The sequence below is a fragment of the Streptomyces sp. NPDC045967 genome (assembly GCF_056430495.1).
Window position 1 is genome coordinate 24,863 of the sequence record NZ_JBWKLE010000030.1, and the last position, 13,365, is coordinate 38,227.

Annotated in this window: 10 protein-coding genes and 1 pseudogene; 5 read left to right on the forward strand and 6 right to left on the reverse strand. The window is 67.6% G+C overall.

Annotated features, from left to right (window positions below; genetic code table 11):
* Window positions 1–92 precede the first annotated feature (92 nt).
* A complete protein-coding gene (locus AC07FY_RS31840; RefSeq protein WP_479013552.1) occupies window positions 93–1,076 on the reverse strand; it encodes a tetratricopeptide repeat protein in 984 nt (327 codons plus the stop codon).
* Window positions 1,077–1,280: 204 nt separating this feature from the next.
* Here AC07FY_RS31840 and AC07FY_RS31845 point away from each other — a divergent pair.
* Together AC07FY_RS31845 and AC07FY_RS31850 are read left to right on the forward strand one after the other, a co-directional pair.
* Window positions 1,281–1,631: pseudogene (locus tag AC07FY_RS31845) on the forward strand (IS5 family transposase); the annotation flags it as partial.
* 350 nt (window positions 1,632–1,981) lie between these two features.
* Window positions 1,982–2,431, forward strand: coding sequence for a hypothetical protein (locus tag AC07FY_RS31850; protein WP_479013554.1), 450 nt, complete (start codon window positions 1,982–1,984; stop codon window positions 2,429–2,431).
* 159 nt (window positions 2,432–2,590) lie between these two features.
* Here the strand turns inward: AC07FY_RS31850 and AC07FY_RS31855 are convergent, their stop codons facing one another.
* Together AC07FY_RS31855 and AC07FY_RS31860 are read right to left on the reverse strand one after the other, a co-directional pair.
* Window positions 2,591–3,808 (reverse strand): ParB/RepB/Spo0J family partition protein, encoded by a 1,218-nt coding sequence (locus tag AC07FY_RS31855; RefSeq protein WP_479013557.1) that lies wholly within the window; start codon window positions 3,806–3,808, stop codon window positions 2,591–2,593.
* Window positions 3,805–4,965, reverse strand: coding sequence for a ParA family protein (locus AC07FY_RS31860; protein WP_479013560.1), 1,161 nt, complete (start codon window positions 4,963–4,965; stop codon window positions 3,805–3,807). The genes AC07FY_RS31855 and AC07FY_RS31860 overlap by 4 nt, the downstream gene beginning before the upstream one ends.
* A 234-nt stretch (window positions 4,966–5,199) precedes the next feature.
* Between AC07FY_RS31860 and AC07FY_RS31865 the strand changes: the two genes are divergently transcribed.
* Window positions 5,200–6,297, forward strand: coding sequence for a barstar family protein (locus tag AC07FY_RS31865; protein WP_479013575.1), 1,098 nt, complete (start codon window positions 5,200–5,202; stop codon window positions 6,295–6,297).
* Between the two features lie 47 nt (window positions 6,298–6,344).
* Here the strand turns inward: AC07FY_RS31865 and AC07FY_RS31870 are convergent, their stop codons facing one another.
* Window positions 6,345–6,740: a DUF5958 family protein gene (locus AC07FY_RS31870; protein WP_479013563.1), complete on the reverse strand. Its 396-nt coding sequence runs from the start codon at window positions 6,738–6,740 to the stop codon at window positions 6,345–6,347.
* A 1,458-nt stretch (window positions 6,741–8,198) separates the two neighbouring features.
* Between AC07FY_RS31870 and AC07FY_RS31875 the strand changes: the two genes are divergently transcribed.
* Entirely contained in the window at window positions 8,199–8,837 is a 639-nt protein-coding gene (locus tag AC07FY_RS31875) for a hypothetical protein (protein ID WP_479013566.1), read from the forward strand.
* Between the two features lie 54 nt (window positions 8,838–8,891).
* Entirely contained in the window at window positions 8,892–9,308 is a 417-nt protein-coding gene (locus AC07FY_RS31880) for a hypothetical protein (protein WP_069924526.1), read from the forward strand.
* A 170-nt stretch (window positions 9,309–9,478) separates the two neighbouring features.
* On the opposite strand, the gene AC07FY_RS31885 is transcribed toward AC07FY_RS31880, so the two are convergent.
* On the reverse strand, window positions 9,479–9,991 hold the full coding sequence (locus tag AC07FY_RS31885; protein ID WP_479013569.1) for a hypothetical protein: 513 nt from the start codon (window positions 9,989–9,991) through the stop codon (window positions 9,479–9,481).
* 1,454 nt (window positions 9,992–11,445) lie between these two features.
* Window positions 11,446–13,020 (reverse strand): PKD domain-containing protein, encoded by a 1,575-nt coding sequence (locus AC07FY_RS31890; protein ID WP_479013572.1) that lies wholly within the window; start codon window positions 13,018–13,020, stop codon window positions 11,446–11,448.
* Window positions 13,021–13,365 lie beyond the last annotated feature (345 nt).

The window sequence follows — 13,365 nt, forward strand, 5'->3', positions numbered from 1 at the left end:
GGCCGGACATCCCCCCTAGGCACTGTCCGGCGGATCACGTGACGAGGAACCGGAAGGCCATTCTGGCTAGACCGGTTGACACGACAGCCCTTTCAGTTCTTACGGAGGCGGTGGGCCATGGCAACGAGTCTCCGAGGCAGCTTCGGCCCTGCACATGCGTAGTCGATCAGCAGGTTCCGGTAGGTGGTGTTCGCGATCTCTGGCGCCAAGGTGATCAGGGCCCTCAGGTCGTCGGACGAGCCGGCAAGGCGTGTGCGGTAGGCGGCGCTCGCCGCGCGCAGGGTGACTTCGTGAGGTTCGTATTCCAGGCCCTGTTCAACGAGGCTCGCGGCTGCGGCGAAGTCGCCCTGCTCGGCACGCACGTCCGCCAGGTCTAGGTAGAGGGACCAGTTGGCGGAGTCCAGGGGTAGGGCGGATTCGAAGGCCGCAGCAGCCTGATCCAGGTCGCCCATCACGCGCCAGGTGGCCGCTCGTGCGACTGCAGTCCACGTGACCCGGTCGACGGCATCGGCGCGGTCGCACAGAGCGAAGGACAGTTCGTACCGGCCGCAGGCCCGAGGCAGTCGTGCCATGGCGGCCAGCGACTCTGGCACGGGATCCCGTTCGGACACCACGTCGAGGGCATGGAACCAGGGCTCGAACCGCTCCCGCATCTCGTCGGAGTCCAGGTCGTGGCCGTAGTCCAACGTCCGCAGACACGCCTCGGCCAGCGCCGCAGCACTCACCGCGTCGAGACAGCGCGCATCGCCGAACCAGGGGGCAGCGCCCCATGCCACGTTGGGCCGCACACCCGTGACCGAACCAAGGGCCATCACCGCGTCGTCCATGTCCCCTTCAAGGAACAAGATGTACGCCTGCGCCAGCACAGCGCTCAAGGAGCCGTCCTCTTCGAGGCTCTCCTTCAGCTCCGACCTTCGGTCCTGCCACAACTCGGCGAGGGCCGCATAGGGCTCCGAAGCCGCTGGCGCCGAGGCTATTGCGCCCACCAAAAGCTTCACGGCGCCCACCAGGCTTCCACCGCAGTGCGCCATCACACCAGCGAGACTGACTCCCGCCGCCACTGACTGATTCGACATCGCCAGAGAATACCCGTGGCCAAAGGTTCAGCGAGCACTTCCGTATGGACGGCAGCACCGCTGACAGTGATCTGTCAGTGACGGCAACCCTGCAGGCAACGACGGCGCACAAAGGCGATGATCACCCGCGATCAGAGCAGGAGGGAGAGAGCCTCTCTCCATGCATCGCCCGATCTTGCCGGGTTGCTGGCTCGTTAGTCCAGCATGGAGCGGGGTGATCTGACCAATGCTGAATGGGCCCGGCTGGAGCCGCACCTGCCGACGTCGGGACGGTGCGGCGGGCAGTGGAACGACCACCGCAAGGTGATCAACGGGATCTTGTTCCGGGTCCGGACGGGCATACCGTGGCGGGATTTGCCTGAGCGTTTCGGCAGGTGGAAGACCGTCTATGAACGGCACCGGCGCTGGTCGGCGGACGGCACGTGGGACCGGATTCTGCGTGCCGTCCAGGCGGAGGCCGATCTCGCGGGCCGGATCGACTGGACCATGGTCAGCGTCGACTCGACGTCCTGCCGTGCTCATCAGCACGCGGCCGGGGCCCGAAAGAAGGCGCCACGCACCCCGAAAAAAGGAGGACGCCCCGGCATTCTGATCGAGGAGATCATTGCCCTCGGCTCCGTGCGTACGCTCGCTGCCAATTCGTCCTTGCCCTCCCCGGTCAGGGCTCGCTTCGCGGAGCATTCGGATCCAGCCGTCCGGTGCGCGGTCGCCGCGAGCGTCTGGGACGAGCCGCCGGGGTTGCTGGCGCGTCTGGCGGCCGACCCGGATCCGTCCGTGCGGGCGTTCCTTGCTATGAACGACAGGCTGCCTGCAGAGCTACTGGCTGGCATGCCGCCGACTCGGAGGCAAGTGTGCGGTCGTCGATCATCACGCACTGGCGCGATACTCCCGATACCGTCCGCAGGATGCTGTTGACGGATACCGATCCAGAGATCCGAAGCTCCGCCGTGCGGGCATTCGTTCCCCCTGCGGACCTTCTCCCCGGCCTGCTGGCAGATCCGGCGACTCGCGCTGCCGCGGTGGTGCATGCCGCCCCGACCCCTGAGCTTGCTGCCGACGACGAAGATTCCGATGTGCGGGAAGCGGTCGCCGCCCATCCAGACCTGCCGCCCTCTTTGCGTGACGTGCTGGCAGCCGACCCGGACGTCTTCGTCCGCAAGGTCGTCGCCGCACGGACCGATACCCCGTCGGCGCTGCGTGAGCCTCTTGTGGCGACGCTAGAGTCGGACAGCCCGCTCACCGACTGGATGCTGTCGTTCGACTGCAGCACCCACAGGTGTCCCCCGGCAGCACCGGACCATCCGGCTCTCACACGCCAGCAGGCAGAAGCTTTGCTCGCTCAAGCCGGGTTGTAGATGTGGCCTTCCGTTCCGGCGGGGCTTGAGACCCCAGAACAAGCACTTGGACTACGGCCGTGTGTCGGATTTTCTCGGCCCCGACTTTTGTCCGCGGACAAAAGTCGGGGCCCACCACGATCGGTGCGTGGTGGGCCCTTGAGGTCGGATCAACGACTGCTAGCTGCTCTGGTTGTTCTCCACCAGGAGCAGGGTCAGCTCCTCGCGGTGCTTCGCCGACATGTTCGCGGTGATCGCTTCGTACACGGCCTTCGGGTCCTGCCACGGGACGGAAGTCGTCTCCACTCCCCTGCCCTGGGACGGGATGACCCCCTCCGGCTCGCGTTCGTGGGCCGACTCCGCTGCCGCCGGCGCGTGGGGCACCGGCGTGGAGACCGGCTCCGGAGCGGGGGCCATGCGGACCGGTTCGGCAACCGGCGCGGACGCCTGCGCGGCCGCCTGCGCGGCCGCCTGCGGGGCACTCGCCTGCTCCCGACTTTTGTCCGCGGACAAAAGTCGGGTCGGCTGAGGGTCGGGCTCCGGGGCTTGCGCCACTCCCCCGGTCGGGCTCGCCTCGGCAGCCGCGGGCGCCGGCGCTGGCTCCTGCGCCTCACGCAGGATCTCCCGCTGCGCTGCCTTGACCTGCGCCTCCTGCTGCTTGGTCTCCTTCAGGAAGGCCAGAAGTTCAGCCGCGTCCACGCCCGGCCGGTCCTTCGCCGTACGGGCCAGGAGCCGCCCATCCCGCTCGGGAAGGTCCCCGGAGCTGAGCATCGTCTGGATCTCCTCCGGGAGTTCCAGCAGCACCAGCTGGTTCGTCACCCACGAAGGCGACTTGCCCAGCCGCTCCGCCGCACGCGACTTCGCCCCGTGCTCCCGGCCCTGCTCCGCGCACGTCTCGACGAGCTGCTGCACACCGCGCGCCCGCTCGATGACGTCGAAGTCCTCGCGCTCGAGGTTCTCGGCGAGGAGGTGGTCGATGAAGTCGGCACGGGAGGCCGCGAGGTCATCGCGTACGACGAAGTCCAGCGACTCGAGCCCCACGTGCAGCGCGCTGCGGAAGCGGCGCTCGCCGTTGATGAGGACGTAGGCCGCCGTACCGATGCGGGAGTCGTGGTCCGGCCACAGTCCCAAGTAGGCGCCGCGCGTCACGACGACGCACGCCGACAGCTGTGCCTGGCGCAGCTCCTCGCCGAAGCGGGTCATCTCCTCGTCGGTGCCGAAGTTCCGGCGCGGGTTGAGGGGGGTCGGGGAGACCTGGTCGAGGGGCACCCGGATGAGTTCGTACGCCGGCACGTCGCCCTGCGCTATGGCCTTGGCCCGGCCGCGCTCACTGCGGCCGCCGGTGCGGCGGGCGTTGCTGAAGGCGGCGCCGGTGCCGAGGAGGTCGCTCTTGGTCATGCCGCGATCCTCCGGGCGATCTCGCGCATGGCCTCGGACTGCTCGCACTCGGGCGCGTAGTGCAGGAGGGGCAGTTTGACGCGTACCGCTTCGCGCTGCTCCTTCAGGTCGGAGATTACGGTGATGACGGGCGGGTCACCGAACTCCTTCCAGCTGTTGAGGGAGGAGGTGACGACGTAGCCCTTGCGGCTGTCGTAGAGGTTGACGACGAAGCCGAGCTGCGCGATGTCGATGTCGAGGTCGTCGATCAGGTCCTCGATCTGCTCGCTGAGCATGTCGTACGCGTCGGCGGAGGTGTCCTCGGCCTGCACGGGGACCACGATGCCCGAGGTCTTCTCCGCCTCCCCCTCGCGGGTGCGCGCGTAGTACAGCGCGGTGTCCATCGTGTAGCCGAGGCTGGGCGGGCAGTCGACGACGATGTAGTCGAACTCCTTCTCCAGCTCCTCGAGCGCCTTCTCCAGCGCGGTCTCCTTCGTCCGGACGTGGCGGGTGGTCGCCAGCCGGGCGTCGAGGAGGAAGGCGTCCTTGCAGGAGGGGAGGAGGAAGAGCCGGCCGGCGAAGACTCCGTGCTCGATGGGTACGAGCAGCTCGCGCACGCGGCCTTCGATCTCGCCGAGCATGTGCTTGGCGAGGCTGGGCTTCTTGATGCCGAGCATCTCGGCGCCGAGGTGGCGGGTGAGGTGGCCCTGGGGGTCGAAGTCGATGACGCAGACGCGGGCGCCGGTCTCGGCGAGGGCCTGGGAGAGCCCGTTGCTGATGGCGCTCTTGCCCACGCCGCCCTTCTGGTTGCAGACCACGATCCGGCGGGCGCCCTCGTGGGACGGCCGACGGCGTCCGGTGGGGGAGGGGTGGGTGCCGAGCCACAGGCGGATCGACTGGGCGAGGCCCTGGTTGTACGGGACCTCGCGGACCCGGCAGTCCTCCTTGAAGTCCCCGTACAGCCCGGTGGGGAGGTAGGTGGAGAAGGAGGAGGAGCCTGAGGTGTCCACGGGTGTGGCCGCGGAGGCATCGGCACGCCAGGCGCGCACGCCCTCGGTGACGGCGTCCTGGATGTCCACGCCCAACTGGGCGGCGCGGACCTTGAGTTCCTGCCTGAGGGACGCGGGCAGCTTGGCGACTACCTTTTCCCTGACTTCCGGATCGTATGGAGCGGTCATGCGGGTACCTTACTAACCTCCAGGCGGGAAAGCGAAGAGGCACACCGAACCATGTTGCCGCCCTTTGCCGTGTGTTGTCCGAAATCACCGCTTCCTACACGGTCCCTGGAGACAGGAGAGCGGAGCCGCCGTCTGCGACTCCGTCTGCCAGCGGCCGCCCCGACCCAGGTCGCTCGGTCGCGGGTTCCGCGGCCGACCATGAAAACCGCTTCTCGGTCCTTGCGGGCCCGCGGCATCATTCCTACCGTGCATGAGGACGAGGGCGGTCGCGGGCAGGGCCGGTACACACTGCGGGACACGGGCGACGGCCATGTCTGGGGCGTCTGCTCCGAGGTTGAAGGGCTCTTCGGGGAGCGCGGGCGGGAGACGTACGAACTGTTCGGATGGGTCCCGGAAGGAGTCGGGGTACGGGGCTGGGTCGGCAGCCGGGTATGGCTCGTGCCGGAAGACGGGACTCTCGATGCCTGGCTCCTGGAGGACGTGGAGAGTCTCGGACAGCACGCCCGAAAGGACGGTGCTGTGCTCACCGGTCTGGACGGCTACGAGACCCTGCCCGAGGGATACCGCGGTCCTGTCCGACTGCATGACGAGTACCGGTGGCTCGGCTCCTGCCGCGAATTCGCCCGCGTGCTACCGCCTGGGCAGGACGAGCCACAGCTTGTCCTACGGGGTCTCATTGCGGGGGACGAACTGCGTGAGGCGCTGGCGACAGGTACCCGACGGGCACTGGACTTGGAGGAGGTGTCTCTGGAGGTAGGGGACGAGCGGGGCGAGCCGTTGACCGACCGGCTGTTCCGGGCCCGAGTGCGCACATGGAGCCCGTCCTCTCGCGGAGCGGAGCTGCTCGATCTGGAATTGGACGGGACGTTCTTCACTCCCGTCCCGGAACACGCGAGGACCGTCTGGGACCGCTGGCTCGCCGGTCCGCCGGACGCGCCTGGTGCCTGGGCCTGCCTCGACACCCGGCTGCGTGGGGCCTGGTTCGATCTCGTCCGAGAGCGGGCCTGCCGACGCACACCCGGGAACCGGCCCGCCGGACATGCATACGAGTTGGACGGCCGGCACATCACCGACATCCCGGGGCTGTACCTGGCGCTCGGCGAGGCGGTGAACGGACCGGGCGGCTACTTCGGAGGCTGCTTGGACGCCCTCGACGACTGCCTGGGAGGCGCCTTCGGCTACACCGGCCCCGCAACCCTGCATTGGCGGGATGCCTCGATCGCGCGAGACCACCTGTCCCGCGTCCTGGCGCCGGAGGGTGAACCGTACGACCTGGTCGCAGAGGTACTCGACGTCCTGGCCGAGGGCGGGATGCACGTCACCTGTACTTGAAGGAGAACGAGCTGCGTGCAGGCGCCAACCTGGGAGAGGGGGGGTCACTATGCGGCGGACAGGTTGTGCCACCAGTGACCGCATCCGCCGGCGCAGAAGCGCTCGCGTCGTCGTTCGTCGGCGACCGAGAGGATGGCGACCAACAGCCGGAAGGCCCTGCGGCGTTCATCGAGGGGCGTGAGGGAGATGATCTTCCCCAGTTGCTGGTAGATCGGACCACGTGTGATGAGTACCGAGGGTGTGTGTGTCGGGCGCAGCCCGGCTCGGCGGATGCTTTCTGCTCCGTCTTCGTCGTCGGCGCCCGCCTGCTCGCAGTGATGGCGGAGGAAGAGCATTGTCTTCGATTGCTCTTCCGGGCTCAGTGAATCGAACCACTCGATGCCCTCTGCCATCGGACGCAGTCCTTGGGCGAGTTCGTTGAGTATGACGTTGCGTTCGGGCATGGATCTCTCCAGTCGGGTAGCCGTGGCTCTCGGACCTGTTGCAGGGAAAGCCCGGCGCTGGGCCAGCGGGCGGAGTAAGAGTCGCGCATGCCGAAGGGGCACGTACTCGACCGTCCCGCTGTCCTCGGTGGGACCTGTGCACATCCTGGCCCCACCGCTCATGATCGGCACTCGCTTTTCTGACACGCCAGGCCAACTCGGTTTCAGTCGCCGCCTCGCACTGAGCCTATTAAGCCGTTCAGGGGAGCAACCCGCCCCGCAGAAGCAGGATGAAAGAGCCGCAAGGCTCTGTAGGCCTCTGTGAGCGCCTCGCGGATGCATCAAGACCGCATCACACCAGCCTGACGTTGATCGGCCTTCTGTGGCACTGCTACGGGATCCGATTTTCGTCCGCGATGTCCGAACCTTCCGCTAGCTCCCGCTTGGGCCTCCGACCACCGGCGGCGCTTGCTGTACAGCATGTTCCGCCGAACTCAGGCACGTGTGCTCTCAGATCGGGGTTCTTGTTCATTGTCGCCAGCAGACCATGAATCCCAGGGGCCAGCCCCTGGACCCGCCAGCGCCTGGCCGCGCTGGACCGGCCTTGGCATGGGGGGCTACTCGCCCCCCAGACCCCCTCGCCAGGCGCTCAGGCGCCCTGGACCCGCTCCCCCTCACGCCCTGCCCCGCCTCCCTGACGGTCGGCGGTGCACCCCTCGGGCGCTGGGCGCCCTCACTGGGCATGAGGGCCTGCAACAGCATCGGCTGACACCGGAATTGGGCCGAGGCGGGGGACTTGCGGCATGACGATGTGGTCCACGCTCAACCTGGGCAGGCGTGAGTGGGCTGAGGTATGAGCCGGGCTGTCGAGAGAGTGCAGGCTCATCGAACCTCGGGCTGTGACATGTGGTGGCACACCGCAGCGCAGTTCAAACACACAAGACCCGGGGTGCCGAGGCACTCCTGCACGTTGCTCTTTAGTAAGAAGACGCCGCACTCGCACACCCTCTGACCTGCGTGTTTACCGAGAGGGATGTGTCCCCCAGGACACATTTGGCCTGTCGAAATGTATACCTGGAGAGCACATTTCGCTGAAAACTCAAGCAGGCATGGACTTTCTGAGGAGCTCAACGGGTTCACCAACACCGCAGGTCAGAGCACTGGGTCGGGTCGCCCAGGAGGGCCGCACACGTACATGGCCACTACATGATGTGCTGTCATGGCGACAACCGAAATCAAGCAGACGTGGACTTCCGACGCCTGACGGCGAGAAAAGTTCACGTAGCGTGTACTTTGAGCGCGATGTTCGAACAAGGCCGTCGTCTGCGAGGCCCTCCGGCGCGCCGGGGCGTCAAAAGACAAGCACACGTTGATTTTTTGGATAGTCTCGGACCGCCTGAGTAACAAGGAGGTCTTGTGACATCTGATCCGCCCGCCCGTCGTCGGCGCGGGTCCCGGCCTGTACCCGCCCCCACCGCCGTGGGCAGTGAAGCCGAGTACGGAGACATCCTGGCGGTCCTCGGCCAGCAACTCGGGGAGAAGGTCGCCGAGGCGGCCGACCTCGGAGGGCGCCGTCGGCTCACTGGAGTCCACCTCGAGTACGCGGCCGACCCGCGCGCCGTCCACGACATGGCCGGGGGCTCCGGGTACAGCCTGGCCAGCAACTGGTTCACGCAGCTGCTGGCGCAGCTGGCCGTTGCCAACAGCATCACCAAGTCCCAGTTGTGCGTGTTCCTCTTCGTCGCGGGGGGACAGGTACCTGGGACGGGCATCACGCAGTACACCCAGCAGGAGATCACGGACGGTCTGAACAAGATTGCCGCGCAGAAGGGCGGCAAGATGATCACTCGGTCCACGGTCAACCGGGCCGTCCAAGCGCTCTGCGGCTACAACTGGGTGGAGAAGGCCGGAAACGGCCGGATCCAGATCAACGTGCGTCTGTGGTTCCACGGCAACAGCACCGCTCAGCACGAGGTACTGGCCGAGATCGCCGACCGGCACGACCACGACACCGAGGTCTTTCCGTACGCGGTGGGTCCGGAAGGTGCCCACCAGGAGGAGCTGGATCTCGGTCCGGTGGTGGAGGAGAGCTATCGCGCGAGGAGGCGTACCGGGTGATAGTGCTGCCATGCCCCTGCGCGGGCGCCCGCTCACGAGGAAGGATGCTGTTCCATGGCTAACGTCATGTCTCCCATCATCGCGGAGCGCATCTGGGCCCTGCCGCTGTCGGGGTCTGCCGTCAAGTTCCTTCAGTACCTTGTCTCCCGCAGCGACTTCGGGGGAGCGCTGCCGGTTCGGCAGAAGGACATGGCTGCCGAGTACGGGGTCACCCCGCAGGCCGTCAGCGGACTGATGGCGCCTCTGTGCGAGCTGAACATCGTGCTCCGGCCGCGCAGCGAGGAACGCAACGGCAACTCCTACCGGCTCCACCCCCTCGCGGCGAAGTACGAGAGCCCTGAGAGCATGGAGGCGGCGTTCCGGGCTGCCCTCGTCCGCATCCAGGCCGGGGACCTGCCCAACCTGAAGCTGCCGACGTACCACCAGGCACCGCCGGCTGCGACCGGCCGACCGAAGCTCCAGGTCGCCTGAGAGCGACGGCAAAACAGGCATAACATGCGAAAGGCCCTCCACCGTGGTGGAGGGCCTTTCGTGCCTGAGTAACTTGGTGCCCTCAGTATATTCGCCCGAGCGCCAGTGTGGGTCACGGACTACTCCATGCACTCCGATCGTGTCCGGGACCGAGCCGCCGGGGGCTTCGCTCAAGGGTGGTGAGCGCCTTCGGCAAGGGGAGGTAGCGCCAGCAGTCGTGCTCCCGCCGCGGCTCGTACCTCGGAGATCTCCATCGGGTCGTCGCGCAGTACGGTGAGCCGTTCCAGGGCCTGCGGTTGACGGGGTGCCGAGGCGATGCCCAGCAGCCGTGTCCGTTCCTCGCAGTCCCAGAGGGCTTCGGTGTACGCCTCGTCCAGCCCGGCTGGGTCGATCGCGGCGAGTGCTTGCAGGTAGTCGGCCCGTTCGTACGAGTGCGGGGTGTGCAGCCAGAACGCGCGCAGGAGCGGGACGGCCTCGGCTGCTTCGGGTCCGAAGCTGGCCAGCCGCTTCGCGGGCTCGTCGGGGCCGCACCAGGTGTGTGTCATCCAGTGGTCGGTCAGTTCGGTCACGAGTCCCGGCAGTGCCTCGAGCTCGGGGTGGTCGGCCAGGACGTCCTTCCCCAGCCGGGCCAGCCACTCCCGCTCGTCCACGGCCCACGTACGGGCGGCCGATACGGCGAGCATTCCCAGACGGTCGACCGTCCGCCGCAGGAAGGGCAGGGGCCGCTGACCGTTGCCGAGCGAGGGCACCAGCGGGATCAGGGCCCACGGCCGGCTCCCGGCGGGCCAGTGCTCGTAGCGCGTTGACCTTCGTGTTGATCTCTGTGCCGTTCACGGTCAGCAGCCGGAGCAGCTCGTCGGTGCACAGCCCGTCCAGCGACGGGCGTGGAGGGACCCGGGGTTCTGGCACCTCGATCCCGAACCGGTCCCATGGCGCGGAGGACCAAGGAAGATCTTCCGCCGCACCGCCGAACCTCGCGCGTACGACGCCGCCCAGGTTCTCCCACCACTCCGGCGGCCAGTCATCGGTGATGGCCTCCAGTGCGCGGACCCAGTGCTGGCCCTCCCGGATGTATGCCCGGAGCCCTTCCCGGGCTTCGTCCGAACCGGTGAGGGCGAGCCGTTCCAGCACGTATGCAGCCCGCTCCCACTGCTCCTCGTCGCCCGCCAGTTGGTCGATGACGGGGGTTGGTGACAGCCCCAGGTCCTGGATCAGGCGTGCCTGGTAGAGGTAGCGGGTGTCGGTCTTGTAGTCCCACTTCCAGTCCCGGCGGATCCCGTCGTACACGAACGCGGCGGCCTCATCCTGAACCCGGCGTGCCCGTGTCGCGCCCAGGCCGCGCCCTCGCTGCAGTAGGCCCTCAAGGCTGTCGTGGGAGGCGTAAGACAGGGTGCGGGACATTTCGTCGTGGTTGATCATCACCCGGCACCCTGCCTCACTGGGGGCGAGGTTGCCATGCGATATTGGCCGGGGCCGTCCCCTCCGAGATCCGTGAGCCGATTGGCGCGACCTTGGAGCCTTATGGCTCCTGGACCAAGTTGAAGTGCTTGCGGCGCCCTTCCGCCTCATAGGTAGCCATGGGGCGCTAAAAGTCATTTTCTGAATCTGCGCTAGTACTCTAAAACCGGCTTTGGCCGACAGAAACTCGCAGGTCTGTCCGCTTGCTCCCCGCGCACGCGGGGATGCACCCGCCATGCAGAAGATCGGCGGGACCGGCCTGGTCTGCTCCCGCGCACGCGGGGATGATCCCGCAGCCACGAGGAGGCTCCTTACAGGGCGAGGCTGCTCCCCGCATACGCGGGGATGACCCCGCGACTTCGATCGCGTCCCATGTGCCGTGAGACTGCTTCTGCGCCTGCTGAGATGCCCCCCGAGAAGTATTGCTGCCTTGGCGCGGTCGGCGCTCGAGCTACTCATAGGCATTCGGACCGGGTGACATCCCCCCGGATCACCAATAACAAGGCGGACGTCACGCCGGACCCAAGGACCGGAGGCTTTCTTGCGCAGCTTTGAAAAGGCAACGGGTGGAAGCGATCAATCCCGGGCCACGCGGCTGCCACCCCGGTGTGGCACCCGAGACCGACGCCCGGGGGCCGTCGTAGAGCGCCCCGGGCGTGGCGTGTGCTTGGGCGAGGGGTCAGTTGGCTTCGTAGTAGCCGTAGTAGTCGACCAGCAGGTCGACGTTCTCCCAGCCCTGGTTCCAGAAGGCGACCATGCCCTTGTCCGCCGGGGTGGCCTGGACCAGGTTCGCTGCCGTTTTGCCCGCGGTCCAGTTGAGGGCGGAGGAGACGGGGCGGGCGGGCCGGGTCGCCGTGCCGTTCTCGTACTGCTCGCGCGAGTTCGGGTCCGGGGCCACCGAGAGGAAGCCGGGCCCCGTCGTGTTGGTGACCGTGACGTTCAGGGCGTGTGCCTCGATACCGGTGGCGGCCAGCAGGGGGATGTAGTCGCGGGCTGCGAGCGGGGTGCCGGTCTGGCGGGTGTCGAGCATGCGGGACGGGCCTCCGCGGCTGGGCACGTACGCGGCGTCGCCGTCGGGTGAGTAGTAGCCGTTGACGTCGATGACCACATCCGTGCCCTGCCAGGATCCGTTGCGGACCATGACCCGGCCATCGGGGCCCACGGGCACGATGACCGAGTTGGCAACCGTCTGGCCGGCGGTGAAGTTCAGGTTGGACGCGGTCGGCGCCGCCTGGCCGCTCGGGTGGACGGTCAGGTGGCCGGCCTCGCGGGGATTGGTGACGGTCACGTTGAGGGAGACGGCAGTGGTGCCCTTTGGGACGCCGCCCACACCGGCTATCTGCACGCCGATCGAGCCCTGCCCGGCGACCTGTCGCTTCGCGCTTCCCTGACCCTCGCGGGTGTCGACGAACCGGGTGGGTGGCAGGGAGGTGTAGCCGCTGGAGGAGGCTGTGGTGAAGTAGCCGGTCACGTCCGCGATGAGGTCGACGGATTCCCAGCCCCTGTTGTCCAGGTTCACATACCCGTCCCGGCCGACCGGCATGATCACCAGGTTCGGGACGGTCTCGCCGGCGGCGTAGTTGACGCTGGACGTCTGGGGCCTGTCGCGACCAGTGCCCCAGGCGAGAATGTGGCCGCTGCTGGTGGTGTTGGTGACCGTGAGGTTGAGGACCACCGCGGTGACTCCCTCGGGAATCGAGCCGCGCCCGGCGATCTTCAGGCTGGTCGTGCTGTAGGCGTGCAGTTTGCCCTGCTCCTGGCCCGTGCCGTTGCGGGTGTCCAACAGGCGCAGGGGGGCGTGCGGGGTGAAGTCCGAGCCCCTCGTCTTGACGGTCACCTTGTTGACGACCTGCGCGCCGGCTGCCGGGTCGGTCACCGTCACGGTGATCGTGTAGGAGCCGACTTCGGCATACGTGTGATTGCTCACCAGCGGTTCGGCGGCATCGGCCGTGATCGTGTCCGTGGTGCCGTCGCCCCAGGAGATGGTTACGCCGAGCGGGCCTTGTGCTCCGCTGAAGGTGGAGTACACGAGCATTCCGTGGGCGGAGGTGCTCCAGCTGTCCAGCTTGACCGCGAGGTTCTCGGCCTCGGCGTTCGCAGCCGCCTTGTTCTGGGCGGTCGGCTTCGTGCTGGGGACGGTACGGTCCGCGGAGCTCTTGAAGACCTCGGTACCGGACGCTTCGGCCGCGGCGGGGTCCACGTCGGGGACCGTTGCCTGGTGGGGCTCGGGTGCCAGCGGCTGGGCCTGGGCCATGCCGGGGATGAGTCCAACGCCTGCTGCGAGGGCAGCTGCGGCTATGACGAGTCGGCGCTTGGGCACGGGTTCCCTATGTCTCTACTCGTAGGGGGAAGGATTGACGGTTACCTGTCAGGCTCAGTTGCGGCCGGAGACCGTAACACGTGGTGCTGACCGGTGTACGCGGAACGGACACTCAAAGCCCTCGGGTGTGGGTGGGGCAGGTGGGCGGGGCCCCCCCCCCCCCCCCGGGGGGGGGGGCCGCCCCCCCCCCCCCCCCCCCCCCCCCACAACCAAAAACCTTCTTCCCCAAACCACGAACACCCACACAAACCCCACCAAAACCCGCACCCCCCCCCCCCT